The following is a 23,029-nucleotide window of genomic DNA, read 5'->3' as shown; positions in this document are numbered from 1 at the left end:
GCACTGGTTGCTGTTAGCCAGTAAACGGAAATACCATTTTATCAGATCAGATGGACATACCCTGTTGGAGAGGTATTTGAATCGCATGAGGTAAAAAGAACGACAGCACGGTCCTGAGTATCATGCATACGGGTTTTAGCAGTGTTTGGGCAATAGGACCGAATCATTTCGGGTAGTAAACGAACCGGAAAGAATCCATCACTCTACCCGTTCAAATGCTGGAGCAGCATTTTTAACAAGCCGTGCTTCGTGATTCGTTCCCGGAATCCTGGCAATGTTTTCACCCTGTTTCAGCTCGACGGGAATCAGCTTGGTGCCTTCTCCCCGAAATGTCACGTTATACAGGATATCGTTTACCAAGACGTCAAACTCCCGAGGCGTAAGCGTGCCGAAGTTACCCATGGTGGCGTGCACCAGCACTGCAAAATTTTGGTTGGGATCAACGCAATCGCCCTCAAGGATTACTTCGCCGTTTCGATAGCCAAAATCTACTCCCAAGGCCTCTATGATCACCTCCTCATCTCTACTACAGGCGGTTAGTAAAAGGGTAACAAGTATTGTCAGCAGGGTGTTCTTGTTCTTCATGGTTGTTCGATGATTACCAGTTTTTCAAATGCTGTGGTCTGCACTGTATACGTTCCCGGTACCAAGCGATCGAAGAGTACTTCACCACCTGTCATGGACCGACTGCTGATTACCTGACCGCTCCGAATCAACGAAACGGGTTGCCCGTCGCTACTTCCGGTAACTTTAATGGCGCCCGCTTCGAAACAGGTGGCATTTCGCCGGTATACCAAAAGTTCACTGGCAAACTCAATAGCGACCGTCCATGACCGGATCACCGAACGATCCTCCGAGCGAAGTTGTAAACTGACAGGTAGGGAAAAATCCAGGAGATTCTCTCCGGAAATGACCGGTTGATTATTCCAAAAGAGGGTGGCACCGGCAGTCAACGTAAATAGCAAGGTATGGGCCGATATGGGTGTGTCTTTTTCTACCAGGAAGACCACTTTCTGGTCCGCTACCTTTACGTTCAATGGCTCCAATCCGGCAAGGCTGATCTCGGTAATGGAGGCGGCGGCACTTAGTGCAGGTTGTGCGATGCTGAAGGGCTGGAGCAGGTTTCCTTCGTGGGCATTTATTCGAAACACCAGTTGCTGCGCTACGTCGACGACCCGATCGGCAGTGGCATCATATATTTTAAAACTCACGACTTCATTGTTGGTGTTGCCAAACACCGTGAGGTAAGCCAGATGTTCCTGATGGCTGGATACTTCTGTCAAACCGGCTACGCCTCTGCATTCTCCGTTTACAAATGCAGCTACCCGATCCCCGGAGCCGGTAAGTGTTCTTCCGTCCACATTGACAAAGGCTACCAAAGACATGGTATGTTCGAAATCCTGCTCCGATACTTTCCAGTCCGGGCTCTGACCCCATGCTGGCAGGAAAATAGAAGCAATCGAAACGAAACAGATGATTTTTTGCATGGATCGTGTCATTATCGTCGAATGATCTTTTTGTGGAGTACTCGGCCATCGACCTGGATACGCAGGATGTACATCCCGCTTGCAATGGCCGGCTGGAATTCTATTTGGTTTTTTCCGATTTTGGCGGTGATAAGCGATTCTTCTACTTTTCTGCCGTCCACGGTATATACTTGTACCAAAACGTCTTGCACCTCTTTGGCACCGAATTGAAGCATAAATTTATGGTCGAAGGGATTGGGGATCACGTTGAGTTGGCTTTCGGCCACCTGCAGGATTACGGGTTGCCTGAGTGTGCCCAGGATCGTATTTCCCGAAAACTCAAAGGTGGTGGAGGTCATTGTTTCATCGCTTCCCCGCCCCAAATAGAAAGTCAGCTTCTCTTTTTGATCACCATAAATGGTGAGAAAGCCTAGGGTTTTGCCGACAATTTCCATGGGCGCTACTTGTCCCTTTATTTCACCCTTCACGTCATAGACTAGTACCTGTTCGTAGCTCTTTGGCAGTTGAACGATGGCATTCATGGTTTCCGGATACTGAAGCCAGGAAGGCTGCATCCGCCCTCCTTCATCCGGTGCCATTGCCTGGGTGCTTTTATTGGGCTGGGTTCGGAGGTTGGCATGGAAAATGGACGGATAGGCAAAGCGCTGACCACTTGCAGATTTAAGCATATAGCCTCTTCCCGCCCGCAAAAAGGTCAGGTTACCGCTCCAGCCGTTACGTGCGTCATACATGGCAAATTGGGACTGGGATTTGATCAGGTCACCTTCTGTGGCCTGAAAGCCGGCCAGGGCGTCTCTCACGGGTATATTCTGCCCTATTGGGAAGGGGAGCCAGTTCCAGTTGGGTTGCACATCGAAGTACCACTCGGATAGATCCACGGGTCTACCTCGGAGTTGGAGCGATTGTTCTTCCCGTAAATAGACCTTATACATACGTTCCGCACTCAGCCCGCCACTATTGCTGATGGTACCTGACCAAGTGCTGTTGCCAGGCTGTAGTTCGTCTCTGTAATAGGTCTCCAAAAGTGCGGGGGAGTGGCTCTGAATACGGTCATCGGTATGCAAATTCATGCCGGCGGTCAGTTGATTAAGATCGGCAAATAGGGGATCGTGTACCCGAGAACTAATCCAGGTCCAACCCTGATTCAGTGGTATCGCTTGTTCCTGTACTTCGGTATTCGCGACTATTCCAGGGGCCTGCAAACTACCTATTACCTTATTGAGCATAAAAGGGGTAGTCAGTTGCTCGTTTAACGTAGCCTCATAAATGGTGCCATTGGTCGCGTTCCAGATTTTAAAGGAAATCGGTTCATCGAAGAGCTCGTTACTGTAAATCGTTAGGAAGATAAAGTATTCATCATAGGCAGGGTCGTAGCTGAGATTTCCGACCCCGCGCAGGGCTCCTTGATGGAAAGCTGCCACCTGATCCATCCCGTCCCGGCTGAAGATACCATTGAGTCTGACTCTACCGATTACGGTCATGCTGTAATCAAAAGCAGCAGGGTCAATTTTCCAGTCTGGGCTTTCGGGAAGCACCCTAAGATTGACCACCTGGCTTTGGGGGAATCCGAAATCGGTATCCAGGACCAGGTTTTCGGTATAAACCCCGGGCGTCATTTCCGGGGCAATATGCGCCTGAATGGTTACCTGGCTAAGCGGGGGGAGCGTTCCTGAGGTCCTGCTTAGGCTGATCCATCTTGGAACTCCGCTAAAGCTATAGGACTGTGGTGTGCCGCCCTGGTTTTGAACAACCAGGTTCAGCGTCATGTCTTGCTCGGAATCTTTTACCAGGTCCACAGGCGCTGTATGCCCTTCCACGAACCAGTTGACGGCGTTTTTCTGTACATAGGCAGTCCAAGTGACGGGGGATTGTTGTTGGTTATTTGCTCCGTCGAACATTCGGTGTACCGTGATGTCCAATACCTGACCTTCAATTTCAGCCCAACGATTGATAACCGGTTCCAAAATCATTTCATCTTCGTTGATGATTTGGTTTACCTGGAATCTTACCAGGTTTCGAACCGGTTTGATCGGCGGACCGTCCGCGCTGTAATTCACCTCGCCTTGGCTAAGTAACGCCGGGGTTGAGATCAGGCTGTTATTGCTGAAGGCATGGAAGTACCTGGGTCCGCTGTTAGTCAGGCGGTCTGGGGCGTTCATCCTGGCATAGAGAAGTAGGCCTATGGAGGTTTCGTCAATTTCAAAGTACCTGTCACGACTGATTTGCTCCTGGTTCCTAAGCGTGTTCCAAAGCCTCAATTCGTCGATTTGCCCCTGAAAGGGACGGTCCACGTTTTCCGCGCCATCTAGCGAAGTACTGCCTCTGGCACCGATCCATATCCGGTTTCCTGAAAATCCGCCGATACCCGTGGACAAGTGGGAGGACACCTCCTCGGCGTCCACCAGGGTTCTTAAATTCCCGGAACGATTGAGCAATAGGGTGATATGATGCCAGGTATCGTCTGCAATGGACCTGGTGGTCAAGGGAAGTTCCAAGCCCTCACTGGCAAAGGAAAGGTTACCTTCCGCGTTCAGATTGATGGCCCACTTATTGGTAAATCCGTTACTTTGTAGGACGTCTGTGCCATCGCCCTTTCCATTGGAAAAGAGGGTTCCCTCGTGACCTTGTGGTGTTTTAACCCAGAATGAAAGGGTTGCATCCATGGTAGGGGTAAGTTGTACAAATCCAACATTGTCCAGGGTCATGTACTGTGCCTGGTCAAAATGATAGGCTGTTCCTTTGGGTCTAATGTCCCAGTCCGTTTCTACGCGGGCATGTTTGAATCGGGCGAGATCATGGGCAATAGTTCCCCTGCCTTCGTCAAGTGGCCAGTAGCCAATGAGACCTGGTTCATTTCCTTGTAGTTTGTTGTACATATTGGCAAAAGCATCTTGCAGGGAAATGGCTCTTCGCCACATCCTAACGGAGTGGATGTTGCCGATAAAGGTGTTTCCGCCCAGGACAATGGGGTTGTTTGAGGCGATACTCATGTTTGTGCCTCCATTGCCGGAGGCTACCACGGTACCTTCTTCGAATATTTTAATATCCCCATTTCGGTGATCGTATGTGAAGGTATAATGATGAAACAGACCATCATCTGAGATCAGGCCTTTGATCCGGGTATTTCCTACGGCGAAGGCTAATTCCCCGTTTTCAAGTGCGATTTCCAATCCTCGAGCCTGATGTAATAGCCTGGCGTTAGGTGCTTCCGTGGCATTGTTCATCCAGAATTCCAGGGTCAAATCCTCGTTCAGAATTTGGGGATTTTCCAGGATCATCACGTTTTCCTGCCCCTGGAATCGAAGAGAAACCGCATGGTTTACCGGGAGTTGGTTGGTTTGTCCTTTTATTTCCACCAACGATACTGCGGAATTAAAGAAAAGGGGCTCATTAAACCTTACTTTTAGATCTGATCCTATCGATAATATGCCGTCGGTAGGAGAGGGGGTTCCAAATCGCAAGGGTGCATTCAGATCTACCCTTCCCTGTACAACTTCCGAAACGAATTCGGTACCATTGGTACAGGTGCTTCTGGCCCGGATTTCATACCGGCCATCGGCAAGGCCCCTTTCCACAATATCAAACGGGAATGTCAGATTTGGGGTGGCGATAAGGCTTATCTGCTGCCTGTTGGAGGCTAACGCATTTTGGTAGCTGGCTTCCAGGTTGTAATACGTGTGCAACCTGCTCCATGTAGGAAAGCCCAGAGGGCGGTATTCCAGATCAATTCGCTCGAAGCCACCGAAATTTCGATCGTAGCCACCCAGGTTTATCAGTAAGGGATTGCTGCTGCCATCCAGGTTAAATGCCGTCTCTCGGTTAAAGGTCCAGTTTTCGAGGGGGGCACTTAGGGTAACTTGCGAACAGGACGGCACAAATTGGGCGGAAATCACCACCTCGTCAAAGGTGTTTATCGGGTCGCAAAGAGACTGCAAGATTACCTTGATATCCTTGTAATCATAGACATCTGAGATAGATTTTCCGAGCGTTAGCGCGTATTCTACCCTTTCCCCGTAAGGAATAAATACCACTGTTCCGTTTTGGCTGATATTGAAAATGGCATTGTTTGGATTGCTCGTATTGTCTACGATCAATTGATAGTACCCGTCTACTTCCGCGGCGCTGTTGTTTTCCAGGATCAGTGTGAACTCCGCGTTTTGGCTCTCCGGGACATTGGCCAAGTCTGCTGTTTCCACGCTGATTTGCGGGACTTCTATGCGTTGGGTAGCATTACTTAGGGGAACACGGTGCTCCTCCGGTACCGGTAAAATAGGGAACGTGCTTCCCTGAAATTTGGGGGAATAGAAATGGGAAAGTTCCTCCCCTTCGTACGGACAGGAGGTACTTCCCCCAATCGTGCTGAAAATGGGCCCGTTTCCGTCGAATGTGTTCATCACATTTACACTAAAAAGGTTAAACGGATTTGGGTCTTTCAAGGTATAGGAGATGGTTACGGTTGAGGCACTTTCCTCTGTGAAGGAGGCATTCATATCTTGCTTGGCAAATCCTCCACCTGAAATCAGTAATCCCGCTTTATTCAGGCGGAATCCCGTACGAAATGCGAAAGTTTCGTCAATGGTAAGGTTAAATTCCTTCGTGTTTTCATTCACGATTACTGTTTCCAAGGTTCTTGTAATTTCGCCCGCTCCCGCATCAAAGGAAATATTGTTTACCTGGCTTTGATTGATCAATTCCAACAACGATTCCGAGCGGGTTAGCCGGTTTCTTAATCTGCCTTCGTAGGAACCCGCCCCAGCCCCTTGAAGCTCGGAGTCATTGATTAAATTCACTAAATCCGTATTGTATTCCTCTAAAAATAGTCTGGACTCTCTCGAAAAGAAGAATTTGTCCCTTATGGCCAGGTTTTTAGCCCGTTCGTTGTCTTGGATGGTTTTTCTCCATTGATAAATTTGCTCGAGGTACTCGTCTCTTCTTAACACGCCGGGATCGTCTTCTTGAATAAGGCCGTTATCCAAATTTTCTATGATCTTTTCGAGTTCTGGGATCAATTGATTGATAATATGATCTTGCGTATAAACAAAGAACGTTTCGGTAGGCCGTTCATTAAAGAATATGGCTTTCTGAGTACTGATAAAGGCGCTTTCACCCGCTTTATTTTGGAGCTCAAGGTAGGGATTGCTCCCAATTCGAGCCTGGGAGGCCTGTACATTGTCAAATTGACCATAGGCAATGTTTTTTGATTGCCCTATGTACAGGTCGCCTTTTGCACCCACAAACCTGGGATCGTTGCTGGTCGTCATTCGCTGGGTAAAGGTATAGGTTTTGGTGAGCGACTCCCCATCTGTTGATCCTGTCACCAGGTTTATTCCGGATTCGATATCATTTATGGTTTCGGTCGTAATTAAAGGACCAACTATCCCACCGCCAGCGGCAACTTCCACGCCGAACAGGACCTTCAAGTTCAAGGAAAGTCCACCAGAAAACGCATTTCTTACCCTACTGGTAAAACTCACACGTTGTCCCTGCTCGATAGCGGCAAAGCTGTTCGAACCTGGGGGATCTCTCAATATTATGTCCGGAATATCGGGAGCCTTTGTAATAAAGGTCTGGCTTCCATCGGATTCCCCTCCTAAAATAATCCCTTCACTGAGGTAATTTTCCGCTGGGTAATCCACCCCATTTATACGAAACCGAATGTCGAGATTTCTGGTAAAGGGGGGCGAAATGGCCGGACTGCCGGCTTTGAAGGTATATCGGATGATGCTTTGGTCTTCTTTATCTCTAAGGAAATTCTCTGAATTATCCAAGGCAAGGTTGTTATTGACGACCATTTCCCCATCCAAAATGGGTACCTTGTCTTCTTTTTCTTCACCACCATCGAAGTTTACATACCTTTCAAAACTACTCATAGCGATTTCATACTCTCTGAATTGTGTAAAGATGGGGTAGGGCATTCCTTCTGTGCTAATGATTGTAGAATCATTTAGTTGAAGCGTTGGGTCAACGGATTGGGAATTGATCCTGAGCACTGGCATCGACCGATGAACAAAACTTAGCTCGTATTGAAAGGGATCTCCAACGACCTTACGCTGATCCGGAAGGATAAACTCCGGGCTTATTTCCGGCCTTATCTGCTCGAAATTCAACTCTTCAGTAGCTTCCAACAAAGAAAGCGTGGGGTTTGAAGGAATCCGAAGCCCGTGTAAGTGATTTATTTCATATTGAAGCGGCAAAACCTTGATCCTAAACTCGCCCGACGCTGGATGGGTATGAAACCTATGCCGGGTTTCCTCCGTAGGACTGCTTCCTCCAGGGAGGTGGTCCAACACCAGTTCTGCCAGTCCTATATTATTGATGGCACTAATTACCTGTTCTATTTCAACCCCTTCTCTATCCAGGTACGTTTCTTTCCGGATACCCTCGCTACCAAATCCAATCGGTTTCTCGGCCTCCACGCTTCCCCCTACCACTTTTCCTACCACTGTTACCCGGGTGGTGTCTATAAAATACACGGTCTCTGTGGCATCTTCAAAAAACTCCTTGAATTCTCCTTCTTCGGCAGGGAATCTGCCGTTGAATAAGAAATGGTGCCCGGTTTTTTCCACCGAAATCGCGTGGTCACCGATGGGTACCCTGATCTCAAATTCTCCTTGCTGATTGGGTTGCACCGGACGATTATTGGGTCCCATTACAATCTGTCCATCCACGCGAATGCTGATTTCCTGCGGGCTGATGGTCGCATATTGCTCCAGGTAATCGTCGTCGGGGTCTGCCGGTGTTCCGTTATCGTTGTACCAATACTGGCCCTTTGGATACGTTAGCCCCCCTTTTTCGTAATAATTGTACCCCTCATCGATAATCCCGGGGTTTGAAACATATTCAATGCCTTCGCTGAGATTTTCAAACTGCCCTCCATTGGTCTCTACAAACGAGGGGAAAACTCCTCTGGTGTCAAACAAGACCCGTCCCCTGAAAATAAAGGAACTGATATCCGTAAAATCTATCCTGTTGACCACCTCAGAGCCTCTTCCCAAAAACACCATCTGCTGGCCGGGATCAAATTTGTGCTGACCGAATAGTGGCGTAATATTGAACGATTCCCCGGTGCCGGAATAAGAAATGGCACTGATCTCATAGTTTCCATTGCTATTGGTAATTCCCATTACGCCCAGTTGGTCGCTGTTGGGAATGTTTCCGCCCCCTCGTACCCATCTGGGTCTTTGGTCTTCAGGAGTAAGAGCTGTGTACAAGCGGATATCGTTTTTATTGTATTCGAAACCGTTTCTTGAGAGATCATAGGCATATCGGCCGGTGCCTTCATTGGCTCTAAAATAGGCGATCAGCGATCGATCGTTGCCTCCGATATACCGCTTGAAGTCCTGTCGTATGGTGGCAGAGTCCAACCGGTTTTCGCGGTTGTCCCAAATTCGGATTTCATCCAGGATCAGCTGTCCTTCTCCTCCCATGCGGAAGTCCTGCCACCTGCCTTGGTTTCCTCCACGGTCAAGTACCAGGGGCTCGCTGTTGGTGGTGATCTCCATTGGGCCTCGGGCATAGGTAGGATCCAACAGACGTTCTGTAGTATTGATCAGCGCTAAATAATCCTTTCCAATTTTTCGGCCATTCAGGTATAGCTGCGGATGATCGTTATCCTTTAGAACGATGGTGAAGTGCGTGAATTGACTGACAAAGTTGGCAATGGGCACGAGGAGATCATCCCCACGCGCGTCAATATTCCCGTTAGGCAGGTAGTTTTTTATCTCGAAGGTAGATCCATCCACCCGGATACGCAAGGTTTGATTGGATGCATCAAAAGCATAGTGCGCATCCAGTGTTTCTTCAAAATATTGCATACGAAAGATCCTACCTGTTGGATTGATTTCCTCCTGATCGGGTTTAATCCAAGCTTGGAAAACCACCGATCCCTCGAGTGGGCGGTTAACCAGGTTCAGCGGCAGTACACTCTCTCCCGGAATCTGTAATGCACTTCCGGTATTGTTTGGCGTACCGGTTGGTTCCGCATAAACCGTAACGTCGGCCACTGGATTTCCGCCTTCAAAGGAGATATTGCCTGTTACCGTAGCCGTGGGAGAACGAAAGCCAATACCTGTAATGAAGTTCACGAATGGCATTTCTGTATCTAAAATACCCTCTGCCTTTACTTTATATTCGTAAAGCACGCCTCCCTCTGCAAACGCGTCTTCAAATTCTGTCGTAGTACCTGGTCGGTTGGCCAGCAATTGAAAGGGGCCTGGTGAGTTGTCGCTGTATATTCTTCTATATATCTTCACGCTGGTAATGCGGTCTTGATTGTTTAGAAATTCCCAGTTTAGCCGGACCTTATCACCAAAGTATCCTTTCGATATTTCAAAAAACTCGGGTGCAAAGGTTTGGTATTGATAAAAAATGTCCCAGGGAAATCGGATGTCCAGAGGAGCAAACTTTCGTTCCGACACTGCTCTGTTGGCGCCCAGTATAGGAACTCCTACCTGCAATGTAAAACCTTGATTACGAATAGCTTGGGAAGCTGTGACATCTTTCACATTGACTCGCTGTGCAAAGACAGCACCAATGCAAAGGACCAACAGAGGCAATATAATGAGCAGCCGTTTCATTTGTCGGCTCAAAGTTTGATAATGTAATTTACACCTGTGTTGATGGGGCGTGTTTCATCTCCTCCCGTTTCGGCAGTATTTCCTTCTATCGGATGGGTGTGGGCCCCGTCGGGCTGTGTAAAGAAATCGGTCATGGAACCGCCGTTCGTACGTATATAGCTTGTAATAGAGCGAAATACTCCAGTTGCTACAAGTGCGCCATCCGATCGAATGGAATGCTGGTGTTCTCCTCCTACTGCCTCCATGTCAGCGCCTGCTTCATGACGATGTGCTCCCAGCATATCCGCTTGTGTTTGCAAAAGGTCCGGTCCTTCCTTTCCAAATTCCTGGTTTTGACCGGTACCTCTTAAAAACATCCCCCTCAGATCGGGAACGGTCGCTTTACCCAGCAGATTTCGCAGTCTTTCCGAGCCTGCCACGTTTGAGACATCCTGTCCGTGACATAGCACCCAGCCTTGGGGCGCGGTATCTCCAATGTAAGGCATAATGGATCCTGTGGGCACCCCATTTCCTGCACTGACAGCGTACGGAACTTGTTTTAGTTTTTCATCGGAGATGATAGTGGAGCCTTCTTCTATCTTTAGATAAGTTTCGAAATAGGCAATAAGCGGATAATGCTGCTGGCCTACTTCCAATACATAGGAAAAAACCCCAAAAGCATCCGTCTGAAGGTTTTCGTTTACGTTTAGAATGGTTTCCTCTGTATTGTTTTCTGTCAGGTAATACAGGGTAAACCGCAAGGTAATAGCTTCATTTGATCGGGCATTGTTATTAGCATCTCTTGCAATGCCTTGTATTCCGATGCCTGCCTCACTGGCGATCATTTGAGAATACGCAACAAAAATCTGCCCCATTAAGCATAAAACGAATAGACCCTTTTTCATAGTAAGTGGATTGAAATTCGGTGTAAATCTGGCCTTTTTGGAGGCAAAAAAATGTTGATTTTGGGTCAAAAAATGAAAGATTGGGGACAAAAAACGCTGAATAACCCCTTGCGTTTAAGAGTTCTTTCGTTTCAGTAGCTGATTTCTATATTCCCTGGGAGTTTGCCCATACTGTTTTTTATAACAGTTTGTAAAGTAGCTGCTTGAATTAAACCCGACCTTAAAGGTGATTTCAGCAATGTTGAGATCGGAATAGGAAAGCAACTGCTTGGCATACGCTAGCCGTTTTTCCTTGATTAGTTCGTTGGGATTTTTTCCGATTAACTGATTGGTTTTACGATAGAGGCTCTTTCTACTCAAACATAACTCCTCACTGAGTTGGCTAACGCCAAATTCCGGAGACGACAGGTGCTGATTTACAACTCCCTCAATCTTTTCGGCAAATCCATCCAGCGATTCAGAAAGCGGTTCTACAGGTTGATCGAATGGGGAAGCGAATCTAGGTTGTTTTAGCCTGGAACGGAGTTTCTTGTCACTGGATTTCTTTTGCCAAAAGAAGGCAAAAACCACTACGGCAAGCAGTGCACTTCCTATCATTGTGGGCACTAGTAGTTCCTGAATGGTATAGCGGTGTTGTACATCCAGGGGCAGATGTAGCATACCGACCACGCTACCCCGACTATCGAGTGCCCGAATAAGGAGTTCATCCTGTCGCTCCGGAAGGTCCACAAGGTGTGGCAAGGGTTCGTTCGACCTTTGCCAACCCGCACTGTCAGATTTCCATCTGTATTCGAATGAGGTGTATCCTCCCAAATTAAAGAGCTTTAGGGTAAGGGTAGTAGGCTCGCTGGTAAGGACGATCGGTTTTTTAGAAAGAACCGCAGAAGTAATATCTTCCGAGAAGCTTCCATCCTGGGCCGAAACTACAGCGGCATTCCATCTAAGCGAGTACGTACTATCTGTGTAATTTCGGTAAATGTCGGCCGGGTCGATTAAATTTATGCCCGCCACACCCCCGAAATAAAGGAGGCCTTCCTGATCTTGAAAGTGAGCAATGCGGTTGAACTCATCATCAGTTAGCCCATGTTCCTTTCCGTAGCGCACGGCTCTTTGTTCCGATGGATCAAACATAAAAAGCCCGTCCTCGGAAGGCATCCATAATCCTCCCTTATTGTCCTCGTAAACGGCGTGCAGTTCGTTACTGCTTATCCCATTAGATGCATCAAAGCTGGTCAGCTGCTTCCTTTCCGCATGCCACTGCAGCAACCCTCTTCCATGACTCGCGATCCAAAAAATGCCTTCCTTGTCTATGTGTAAGTGGTAAATGGGCGTGCCTTTGGTAAGATTTACCAATGAATCATACACTCCCACTTGCCCACTAAACCCCTGCTTGAAATCAAAATGCTGCATGCCTAAGGTGGTAGCCAATAAAAGGCCATCCTGGACAGGATGTATGTGGTTGACCCTTGCTATGGAGTCTGAAGGTATCAATGGGGGGGAAATAAAGCGTATCTGCCCTCCCAAGCTATCCAAAACAGCAAGGCCTACACTGGTCCCGAGCCATACCTTGCCCTCAGGGTCTTCGTAGATGCTCCATATGTTCAAACTGGTGTAATCAAAGTTAGGTAAGAGCGGAAGTGTATAGACAGTGGGCTCCCTGTTTGCATCGTGAAATCGCATCAGGTAATGACCATCGGATAGCCATAGGGAGGCTTCGTTTCCGGCATGGGCTGCCAGCGGATGGACGACAGGCGTGTCGTTATAAAACGGTGATTCTCTTCCTTCATTGAATTGGTAGTTAAATCTTCCCGAGTAACTGTTTGCGTACAATTTCCCCCTCCATTGGGCAATGCCCCGGAAGCTAAAGGCATTGCCAAACCTATCCCTTCCCGTAAACAGTTTTTGCGCGATGGAAAATGTCGGCTTTATCGCAAAAACCCCGTCGTTTGTGCCCAGCCAAACCTGCCCGAAATGGTCCATTACCGCACATTTAATACCATGGGCTTTCGGGAAATCCTGTAGAAGATACGAGAAGTCTCTACTTTCTTTGGTCTTGCGATCCACGTGGGTAATCCTCCTTTTTTTAATATTCCATTGCGAAGAGCTTGTCGGATCAAGAAAAATGTAGGATGTTTCAGGAAAGGAAGATACCGTAGGCGAGTATAGCAGGCTACGTAACATGGGGAAAAAGCAAGAAAGATCGTTTGATGCCACATTATGGATAGGGTAATAATCACCTTCTAAAGGTATCGTTTTCTCATAGGGAGGTAGTTCGGATTCGTTTATTGAAGTGAAAGTTCCCGTGCGACTTACCCTAAAAATGTCCTTTGACGTCCGAAAGAAGAAATTTTCAGTCGTAGAGAAGGCTGAGATGATAGGCGTTTGCGCGGGCGATTCGAACAATCGTGATATCCGATCACCATCGGACAAAATGACCTCCTCTTTGGTGGTGATAAATAATAATTCTCCGTTTTTGGCAGGAATTACAGCCCGAATGGGTTGAACAGAGACCCAGTCATTGCCTACCACCATCAGTTCCTCCGAATCAGGAAGCAATCTGTAAAGATGATACGTGTTCCAACGGTCAATGCCGACCGCATAAACGGTGCCTTTTTTATCTGAAGCAACAGAGGTGAAGTTAATAGAATTAGCTTCTTTTCCGCTTGGAGCAAAGCTGTTAAATTCCGTGCCGTCAAATTTTGTCAAAGCACCCAACCCAGCGATCCATAGATACCCATCATGGCCGAGATATAGGTCATTGACCATGGATGTAGCCAGGCCACTGTCGGTAGAAAAGTGACGAAGGCTCACGTCAATTAACTGACCTACTACCGACGACGTGGGGTATACCAAACTAAATCCAAACAAACACCATTTGAAAAAGAACCTTCTAATGAACTGAATATAGAAGTATAACCTTGCCATGGCATATACAATATGCGATTAAATGCTGCTGGATAAATTTAATTAATTTGATGCTTGATTTCAAAAAGGAATGGCTTAAAATATTGTCCCAGGTAAAGATCCTCGGGTCGAGTTGCTTTCAATCGGGCATAGACAGATTTCCATATAGTAGGCGGACAAGAACTGCCTTGAAATCCCACATTTGGATGCTGGAAGGTCCAACGTGCGACTGTCCCAGACACGGCCCCTATACCCTTTGCATCCGTCTGTGGCAAAGTGCTGATGGATTTCTGAGCTACTGGAACCAAGATCATCAAAAAACTGCCGATCAATCGTAGATCGGGCTTGGGAGAGAACGCTCCCTCTGGTATCGGTTTATTTTGTTGTTACGAGCACTTTTTTCTTAACGTAATCGAATGGGGCATAGCCAGGCAGTACCTTCCGAGCCAATGCCAAGAAAAGCCTCTGGGAAAGGGTGCCCGGATAAGCGGTTGGAATCGCGAATCCAACGCGGACGATTCCGTATCGGTTAAATGGCTAAGAAAAATTGTAATCACAAAGCTAGTTGTAATTCCTCCAAATTCTTCTATACTTAACGATGTTACATCCACCGCCCGATAGGGAAATAGCCGCGAGGGCTGCCGATCGGTATGCCCAATAAAGGGAAACCGACCAAAATAGTTACAGATACCTGACCAAAAAATGAATTACAAAAAACTTACATTAATAGTTCTAATTGGACATGTTGACGCCTGCTTTGTTTTTGGACAAAATGATAATCCAGGTAACCGATAGGTTGATGCGTATAAAAAATATTTAGATGCCTTTTGCCCAATAGAAATTGATCAAACGAAGTAAAGATTTACAAAACTCAAGTAAATGGAAAAGAAAGACCTGTACCAATTGACTGACGAAGAACTAATCGTCGAGAAGAAGAAACTAAATAAATCCAAGATCTTTAATGCAGCAGCGATTGGCTTTCTTGGAGGCATACTCATTTTCGGTATTGTCTCCTGGAGTCTCTCTTCGGACAAAAACTTGGGATTCTTTATTCCCATGGTCATACCCATTGTTTTTATTTATCGGATGCTCAAAGGTCCAAACAAAACCAAGGATTTGGAAGAGGTTTTAAAAGAACGCAACTTAAATTGACGGATTACTGAAAGCATGTATTGCCGGAATAACCATGCCGAATGGGCCAATTTCTCGGAAGTATGGGTAAGAACAGAAAAATGCAGTGTAGAAAAACACAAAGAAAAAACAGGTACTAAAGCCAATAACTCCTTCGAGAAATGCCCTTTGAGGCCCTTTGCATAGCCGAGACGGTTGAATGACCTTGGAGAACTGTGGATGTACGGATGGCAGAAACCCAAAACATCGGATCTGCGTTGCCTATCAATGGACCGCAGGACCCCATTCCCTAGGTCCTAAACACCGTCCGTATAAACGGTTCGAATTGGAAGGAGTAGGTGCCGACCTTGGCAATAGGCCTTTGCAGCGGTTCAGGAAATCAAACAAGCCTAAGCGCATTAAGGCAAAGCTGTCCCCCATTATATGGACGAATTTTAACCGCTATTCCCATAGCTACTTCTCAACACCCATAATCGGATGCAGGCAGGTTGCCCAGTACCTAATAATAATTTTCAGAAGTTCGCCCTGGGCTTCAATACTATCCGCCTTTTTAAAAAATCCCTGCACATTATGCGTATAGGCTTGTTTTACGGTTTCATTGGAATCTTCACTGGAAAAAAAGACAAATGGAATGGATTTTTCACGCAGGTAATTGTCCTTTTCAATTTCCTTTTTAAAATCCAGACCGCTCATTTCCGGCATATTGATATCGCAAATGATGAGAAAAATCTCGTCACGATTGTCTTTAAGGTGCGCAAGCGCTTCTTCAGGATCTGAAATATATTCTACCTCAGTAAACCGGTCTATTGAGGCCAATGCTTCTTTAAGAAATAATTCTTCATAAGGTTGGTCGTCCACCAGCAGGATCTTTCCTGTTATTATTTTCATATTACTGCAATTGTTGCTAGGTTAAATTCTCATTTTCCTGTGCTTTGATTTTAAACTAGCACATGTTTTTGAGAGCAAATTTGGTGCTGAAAATGAGATACTACTCGCTGATCTCCTTCCAAGCAGGTATCGCCTTTCCGGCGAAACAGAGAAAAGGGAATTTCCTTCAAATTTTGTAGCCTTGATAGCATAGCAGAAAAATGTTTCTTCCGATGATCTTTAAAGGAATAATTACGCGTATTACCTACTAATGGACAGGGTGAGATTTGGTGGGGAAGATCTATCCGGAGTTCGTTGCCTGGCCCTGACGCAGTCGGGTACCTGCTCATTTGAAGAAGGTGTTCATGCAGGACCCGCCGGTGAAAAAGGAAAGGTGACGGTATCATTTGCTGGTAAATCAAAAAACGGTCAAATTAATTACTAGACAAAAAATTTTAATTTTTCAAAAATGAAATAAAATAAAGGACTATAGCCACTTTCAATGGTTCGGAATGCGCGATCGTTTCCTAGCAGAGGCTCTTGCTGCCATTGGTCAACATCGACCGCTACCGTATCCTGGCGGGCAAAGCAGTAGCGGTTCTCAATGCAACGCGACCTGCAGTAATTTTTCATTTTGTTAATTTTGCCTACCTTTAAAAGGCTAATTAGCGGGTAAGCTAAACCATCTACCTATGTTACAAAGGAAATTTGACCAAATAGTAAAAAAGGAATTCCCAAATGCCAGGGATGCGAAAGACACGTCTATTCATTTTTTAGGAAAAATGCAAATCGAGCATCAACTGGATGTCTCAAAAATTCTTATGGCAACATCCGTTTGTTCGGACGATATCAATGTGCCATCGACTACCTTCTTCAACGTTCTTTTTGGCCCCTTCGTAATGGGCGGACTCGGAGGTATTCCATTTGTTGGAAAAACCGGGATGACGGCCTATGCCCACCATATTCCGGATGAAGGAAGTGCGTTTATCTTTTATGGGCCTCACATTGGCATTACCTTAGATGGAGAATTGGGCAAAATGTTCCGACCAAGAATGGAGGAAAAGGGCAATTCATGCGGGGCGCTGATGCTTGCCCTGAACCGTTTACAGCATGATGGGTACACGCCCATCGTCAATGACGACGATTACCAACAGATGAAGCTGGAAGAAAGTTTACTTCCCTTTAGAGCGGAAATACTTGCCAGCGAAAATCCCCCAAAAGCCATTACAGAAGCTACCTACGGTATTATCGACAACAAGATTCGCCAATACCTGAAAACCTGTAAAGATGAATTTCATGCGGACAAGGTAACCTTATTGGGAGGTATCATCATCAATACGGACTATGGACTGGATGATTATTTTGATGCGAGGAATTTTGAGGTGATCGACCTGAAAAGCCTGTAGCCCGCATGGTGCCCGATAGCATTTGCTAGTGCAGATGTGTTTGCCAATTTCTACTCTGCACGGATCAGTATACCCGCCACGTTGGTACTGCTGATTGGAAAAATGGACCCGGAACTACTGCGGAATTCGCCCCTTTTCGGGTCAACAAAGAATTGCTGCCTTTGGGGTAGAACCCATGCTGACCGCTTGTCAATCGGTTTCTTTGGCACGCCCCAAGCAGTTTGCTTGTGGTAGGCTGCTTAGGCTTTTGCCAGTTCGGTACAGGCTTTTACCAGCACATCCAGCTCCTCCAGGGTGGTGTAGAGGTTGGGACTGATCCGGCAGCCGTGCACGTTGGAGCCGTCGATCGCTACCGTGAAAATCTTGTACCGCTCCATCAGCACTTTCGCAAGTTCCGCAGGCTTCATGCCTTCAATGCCCACGTTGCCGATTCCGCAATGCCGCGCAGGGTCCTTGGGCGTATTTACAATTACCCCAGGAATATCCCGGACTTTGCTGGTCCAGTACGTTTGCAAATACCGGAGGCGTTCTTCTTTTCGTTTTCCGCCGATGGCATGGTGGTAATCGATGGCATCGTTGATGGCCAGATCGGTATAGGCGGGGTAGGTACCAATATGGTTCAGGCGATGGATGTCGTTGGGGTCTCGCTCTCCTTCGGCAAGCAAGGGCCAGACATGCTCTGCGTTTCCTTTCTTTACGTACAAAAGTCCGGCACCAAGGGGCGTGCTCAGCCATTTGTGCAGGCTGGATCCGTAATAGTCGCAGTTCAGATCGGGTAGGTTAAACTGGAAATGGGCAAAGGCATGCGCCCCGTCCACCAACACTTGCACCCCTTTGCTATGGGCCATGTCACAGATCTTCCGCACGGGCAAGATCTGCCCGGTGATGTTGATCATGTGGGAGACCATCAGCAGCCGTGTCCGGGGCGTAATGGCAGCCGCGTACAGCTCCACAATTTCTTCGTCGGATTGGGGCAGGTTCGGAACAGATACCACCTTGTTTACCACCCCATACCGTTTGGCGGCCAGCTTGAACTGATTCAGCATGGCGCCGTAGTCCTGCTCGGCCATGACAGCCTCGTCTCCTTCCTTCCAATGAATGCCGGTGATGATCAAATCCAGGGACTCGGTGGCGTTTCGTGTGATGACCACCTCCTCGGGGCTGCAGCCTCCCAATTCGGCCAGGCGGGCAGTGGTGGCCGCTTTGTTTCCCTTGCGCTCGTTTCGCATGTACCAGGATCCCTGGTAATTTACCTCCCGCACGTGCCCGATTAAATTTTCAAGAGTTTCCTGCGGGACAAAGCAATAAAAGCCGTTTTCCAGGTTGATGTAATCGGGTTTGAGCCGGTACCCGGCCCGGATTCCAGCCCAGAAGTCCTCGTTGGAAGCAAGTTGCGCAGGAGGGATGTGCTCGTAACGGGACAGGAGCTGGCCAAAGGAATTCACGCCGGGGCTGGCCGTAACACCCAGGGCCAGGAGGTTTTTTAGGAAAGCTCTTTTTTTCATTGGTGGAAACTTTTTTGGAAATTAAAAAAAAGCAGGTAAAAATAAAAGGAGAATTCCACGTTTGGTAAGGAGGAGTACGGGAATCTGGCTCTAAAATTAACCTTTTGGATGTATTTTTCTCCGGGGCGATGGCATCGGTGTTTCGGGCATGACCGATCGTGCATTAGCTACCGTCCTTTTCCACCGCATTCCAGGATTGGGAAAAGGGGAGTAAGTATTTATTGGCTTTTTCCTGAAAAGCCGTTTTTTCCGTAGCTTGTTACTTCGGATGATCGACTGGATAGGGGTGACTACTGCATGAATTGCGGACAGCCCTGCATCGTACCGAACTCCGCCATGCTTTACCGGCATATTGGGTTACGGTCGGTACCATCCCATAGCCTGATGGGCGAAAGGGACGGTCCTTTTTGGCCCGTAAAGGCCCTGCTAAAAACGTATTCGATGACAGAAAAAACACCGTATGTTGCCGATTTTTTGGCAAATTTCGAGCCGCAGCTATCGGAACGGGCCGTTGTCCTGCTGCAGCCACTGCTGACACAGGTTGCTGTATCCAAAAAGCAGCTCCTGGTACGGGAAGGAACGATTTGTACCAAATTCTATTGGATCTGCAAAGGTGCCTCCCGAAGTTTTTACCTGCACAATGGGACCGAGGTACATACCTGGTTTGCGTTCGAAAATGAAGTGATCGGTTCGCTGCGAAGTTTCAACGAGCTCCCTTCCCGGGAGAACATCGAATCGCTTGAAGACGGCATCCTGATCGCTATTGATATTCCCGGACTCCGATCCCTGATGCTGGAGAACCTGGAGATCATGCGATTTGTCAATCAAACCATCCTCGAGTACGCCCTTTTTATGGAAGACAAAATTTTTGACTTGCACATGAAAGCTGCCGCCGATAAGTTCAATGCCCTGTTGACCCATCAACCGGAGGTGTTTCGGCGGGTACCGCTTACCTACATCGCTTCCTATTTGGGGATATCCCGGGAAACCCTAAGCCGCCTTCGATCAAGGTGATTTTGTGATCCAAATCAAATGCCGTGTCAGCTTAATTAGCGAATTTTGCAAAAAACAAGACTGAGCCCATGCGTTACCTACCGATACCGGCACCCAAAAACCCGTGTAAACGATTCCCTGGCCTGGTGGGCTGCGTGTTGTGCCTTGCCCTGCTGAACGCCGTTCCGCTGCGCGCGCAAGAAACGAGCGCAGCAGCGGAGGTGCACTACGGGATCAAGGCAGGTGTGAATTTTGCCGAATTATGGGGCAACGATGCCCTTCCGGAAAGTGACCGAAAGGTCGGTTATTCGGTGGGTGCCTATGCCGCTTTCAAGGTCTCAAAAGTGCTGAAGCTACAGCCCGAAATGATTTGGTCCCTGCAAGGGGAGCAATCGGAAGAAAACGGGAGGTACAAGATTTCTTACATTAACTTACCGCTGATGTTGAAATGGAGAGAGGGGAAGCTTTATACGGAATTGGGTCCACAACTGGGCTTCCTTACCGTCAATACCAGCAAGTCCGTACCGGATAACCTGCGGCTGGAAAATGTGGAAAGGTTTGATTTCTCGATAAATGCCGGACTGGGATACGCATTTGAAACGGATTGGTCCATCGGGATACGGTACTGCCATGGATTGACCAGGCTTGTCGCTGACAGGGAGTTGCGAAACAACGTGATTTACCTGGGTATTGCCCACCGGTTGTTTTAGCCGGGTCTCCAGGGCCGGAGATGCCGATACGGGCAGCGCCGGGCGGATACAAGGCAGGAACGGCCGTTCTTGTTCCCTGTTTCGCAGACCTGTACAACGAGCCGTTCAGGGCGGCGGCATGCCCAGGGATGCTGTGGCGCTACCGAAGCGATGTACGAAAAATACCATCGGAACCACTGGTTTGCCAGCCTTTCTGGCTGACCCCTAAACCCATCAAAATAAAAAAAATGACACGAAAAGAGTTTATGGAGCAAAGTCTGCGGATGGGTGTTTGCTTGCCCTTTCTTCCTTCTTTTTTGCTACCCACTTTCGGCGGCGAGCGGTCCATTTTACCGCAGTTTCCATGGAATTTTTCTGGAAAAGTACTCGTGATCGGGGCGGGTGCCGCCGGTCTTTCCGCAGCGTATTTGCTCAAGCAGTACGGCATTGATTTTTTGCTCATCGAAGCGGCCTCGGTCTACGGCGGGCGGCTAAAAAAAATCAATGATTTTGCCGATTTCCCATTAGACCTGGGTGCAGAATGGATTCATACCCACCCGAGGGTACTGTCGGCCATTCGCAACGATCCCAAAGCGCGTACCCCGGTCGAAATCATGGATTACCATCCCCAAACCATCAAAAGCTGGCATGCGGGAAAACTCAACTCCCACCATTTCATCCGGAATTTTTACCGGGAATGGAAATTTGCCAGCACGACCTGGTTTGACTTTTTTGAGCAATTCATCGTGCCAACGATTTCCGATCGGCTGGTACTTCGTGCACCGGTTTCCGAAATCAACTATGAAAGCAAAAAAGTACGCGTGACAACGCAGGCCGGCGAGCACTACGAGGCAGACAAGGTGCTCCTCACCAGCTCGATCAAGACCCTTCAGCAGCAACAAATTGCCTTTGTGCCCGCCTTGCCCCTTGCCAAAACGAAGGCCATCAACCGGGTGTACATGGGCGAGGGAATGAAGCTATTTATCGAATTCAGGGAACGATTTTATCCGGATATTCTGGTCTTTGATAAGCTGTCTCGGGCCATGCGTGAGGAAAACAAAATCCTCTACGATGCCGCTTTCCGGAAAGATTCAGACAAGCATATTTTGGGACTGTTTGCGATCAACGAAAAGGCACTTGCCTACACCCAACTGAAAAGCGAAGCAGCGATCGTCGAGAAGGTTTTGATCGAATTGGACGGGATATTTGCGGGAAAGGCATCGGCCAATTATGTAAAGCACGTCCTGCAAAACTGGTCCGAGGAACCCTTTATTCAAGGCGCCTATTCCTATTCTTTTGACGGAAACCGAAGCCGCATCGTTGCAGAAATAAAAGAGCCGGTAAGGGACAGAATTTATTTTGCCGGGGAAGCACTTTCACTCGATCACCAGGCGACGGTGCACGGGGCCTGCGAATCCGCTCGGGCCGCTGTGGCGCAGCTGATCGAGGGGCCGTACGATGGGAACGCCACCGGGCAGACAGCCGCTGCACCGGATAAATAGCCGATTACCGAACGCAACGGGCGGACGATAGCCGGGGACAGGCCCCGATCAATACGGCCTACCGGCTGGGTGCCGGATGCTTCGGGAAGCGGCGTACTCCAGGGCTTGCTGCCGAAAATAGCCAAACCGGCAGATGCTACTTGCGGATGCCGTCTGGCGAAAACACGATTGCTACTAAACGAATAAAACATATGATGAACGCGCAGAAGAACCGCTTGTACCGCGATGTGGCATTCCTAACCGCATTGCGACCGTATCGAAACTACCGAAATACGGAGAGTCTGGAAGCAGTGGCTGCCTACATAGTGGAGGCATTTACGGCCTCCGGGCTGCAGGTATCGCTGCAGAAATGGATTGCAGCAGGAAGGGAATACACCAATGTAATCGGCAGGTATAAGGGGGATATGCCCAAGCGACTAATTGTCGGCGCCCATTACGATGTGTGTGGCGATCAACCCGGTGCCGATGACAATGGCAGTGCCGTTGGCGGATTGCTGGAAACGGCCAGACTCCTGGGCGAGCATCAGCCGGAAACGGATTACGGCATCGAATTGGTGGCCTACTGTTTGGAAGAGCCTCCCTTTTTTGGCACCGAAAAGATGGGTAGTTACGTACATGCCCGGTCGCTTTTTGAAGAGCAGGTAGCGGTTGTTGGGATGATTTGTTACGAGATGATTGGCTATTTCTCCGATGCGCCAAATTCCCAACCTTTCCCTTCAGCCGAACTGGCGCGACGGTACCCTGGTACGGCTAATTTTATCATCGTGGTGGGAATAGATCGGTACGATGCTTTCAATAAAAGTGTGCAAAAGCTGATGGCCGACCGGGCACAGATCGATGTACAGGTGGTTAGTTTTCCTGCCGAAACAGGTGCTACCGGCTTAGCCGGGCTTTCCGACCAACGCAACTACTGGACTTTTGGATACCCCGCGTTGATGATCAACGATACGTCTTTTGTGCGGAATCCCCATTATCATTTGGCATCGGATACCATCGATACGCTGGATTTTGATAAGATGCGGGAAGTGGTTACGGGTGCCTGCCATGCGATAACCCACCTGGAAGTTCCGACAACTGCCTAACGT

Annotated in this window: 13 protein-coding genes; 6 read left to right on the top strand and 7 right to left on the bottom strand. The window is 48.0% G+C overall.

Annotated elements, in window-relative coordinates:
* Window positions 1-198 precede the first annotated feature (198 nt).
* From GCU44_RS17250 to GCU44_RS17230, 5 genes are all read right to left on the bottom strand, one after another.
* Window positions 199-585, bottom strand: coding sequence for a hypothetical protein (locus tag GCU44_RS17250; RefSeq protein WP_092168010.1), 387 nt, complete (start codon window positions 583-585; stop codon window positions 199-201).
* Window positions 582-1,487, bottom strand: coding sequence for a hypothetical protein (locus GCU44_RS17245; protein ID WP_154858066.1), 906 nt, complete (start codon window positions 1,485-1,487; stop codon window positions 582-584). Before GCU44_RS17245 ends, GCU44_RS17250 begins: the two co-directional genes overlap by 4 nt.
* 11 nt (window positions 1,488-1,498) lie before the next feature.
* A complete protein-coding gene (locus tag GCU44_RS17240) occupies window positions 1,499-10,063 on the bottom strand; it encodes a LamG-like jellyroll fold domain-containing protein (RefSeq protein WP_154858064.1) in 8,565 nt (2,854 codons plus the stop codon).
* A gap of 8 nt (window positions 10,064-10,071) precedes the next feature.
* Window positions 10,072-10,947, bottom strand: a complete 876-nt coding sequence (locus GCU44_RS17235; protein WP_154858062.1) for a tail fiber protein — start codon at window positions 10,945-10,947, stop codon at window positions 10,072-10,074.
* 114 nt (window positions 10,948-11,061) lie between these two features.
* Window positions 11,062-13,872 (bottom strand): helix-turn-helix domain-containing protein, encoded by a 2,811-nt coding sequence (locus tag GCU44_RS17230; RefSeq protein WP_154858060.1) that lies wholly within the window; start codon window positions 13,870-13,872, stop codon window positions 11,062-11,064.
* An 858-nt stretch (window positions 13,873-14,730) separates the two neighbouring features.
* On the opposite strand from GCU44_RS17230, the gene GCU44_RS17225 reads away from it, so the two are divergent.
* The gene (locus tag GCU44_RS17225) at window positions 14,731-15,003 is read left to right on the top strand and encodes a hypothetical protein (RefSeq protein WP_154858058.1); all 273 of its coding nucleotides are present in this window, start codon (window positions 14,731-14,733) and stop codon (window positions 15,001-15,003) included.
* A gap of 432 nt (window positions 15,004-15,435) precedes the next feature.
* On the opposite strand, the gene GCU44_RS17220 is transcribed toward GCU44_RS17225, so the two are convergent.
* Entirely contained in the window at window positions 15,436-15,870 is a 435-nt protein-coding gene (locus GCU44_RS17220; protein WP_154858056.1) for a response regulator, read from the bottom strand.
* Between the two features lie 671 nt (window positions 15,871-16,541).
* On the opposite strand from GCU44_RS17220, the gene GCU44_RS17215 reads away from it, so the two are divergent.
* Entirely contained in the window at window positions 16,542-17,255 is a 714-nt protein-coding gene (locus tag GCU44_RS17215; protein WP_154858054.1) for a hypothetical protein, read from the top strand.
* A 239-nt stretch (window positions 17,256-17,494) separates the two neighbouring features.
* On the opposite strand, the gene GCU44_RS17210 is transcribed toward GCU44_RS17215, so the two are convergent.
* Window positions 17,495-18,760, bottom strand: a complete 1,266-nt coding sequence (locus GCU44_RS17210; protein WP_154858052.1) for an aminotransferase class V-fold PLP-dependent enzyme — start codon at window positions 18,758-18,760, stop codon at window positions 17,495-17,497.
* A gap of 441 nt (window positions 18,761-19,201) precedes the next feature.
* On the opposite strand from GCU44_RS17210, the gene GCU44_RS17205 reads away from it, so the two are divergent.
* The 4 genes from GCU44_RS17205 to GCU44_RS17190 all read left to right on the top strand — a co-directional run bounded on the left by GCU44_RS17205 (window position 19,202) and on the right by GCU44_RS17190 (window position 23,026).
* Window positions 19,202-19,774 carry a Crp/Fnr family transcriptional regulator gene (locus GCU44_RS17205; protein ID WP_161993961.1) on the top strand — a complete coding sequence of 191 codons (573 nt, stop codon included), beginning with the start codon at window positions 19,202-19,204 and terminating at the stop codon, window positions 19,772-19,774.
* Between the two features lie 68 nt (window positions 19,775-19,842).
* Window positions 19,843-20,463 (top strand): porin family protein, encoded by a 621-nt coding sequence (locus tag GCU44_RS17200; RefSeq protein ID WP_154858048.1) that lies wholly within the window; start codon window positions 19,843-19,845, stop codon window positions 20,461-20,463.
* 227 nt (window positions 20,464-20,690) lie between these two features.
* Entirely contained in the window at window positions 20,691-21,944 is a 1,254-nt protein-coding gene (locus tag GCU44_RS17195) for a flavin monoamine oxidase family protein (protein WP_161993960.1), read from the top strand.
* Window positions 21,945-22,135: 191 nt separating this feature from the next.
* Entirely contained in the window at window positions 22,136-23,026 is an 891-nt protein-coding gene (locus GCU44_RS17190; protein ID WP_241685001.1) for a M28 family peptidase, read from the top strand.
* Window positions 23,027-23,029 lie beyond the last annotated feature (3 nt).

The organism is Cyclobacterium xiamenense, assembly GCF_009467825.1.
Taxonomy (GTDB): Bacteria; Bacteroidota; Bacteroidia; order Cytophagales; family Cyclobacteriaceae; genus Cyclobacterium; species Cyclobacterium xiamenense.
Note: the sequence above shows the minus strand (reverse complement) of the source record. Positions and strands in the feature narration are given on the sequence as shown.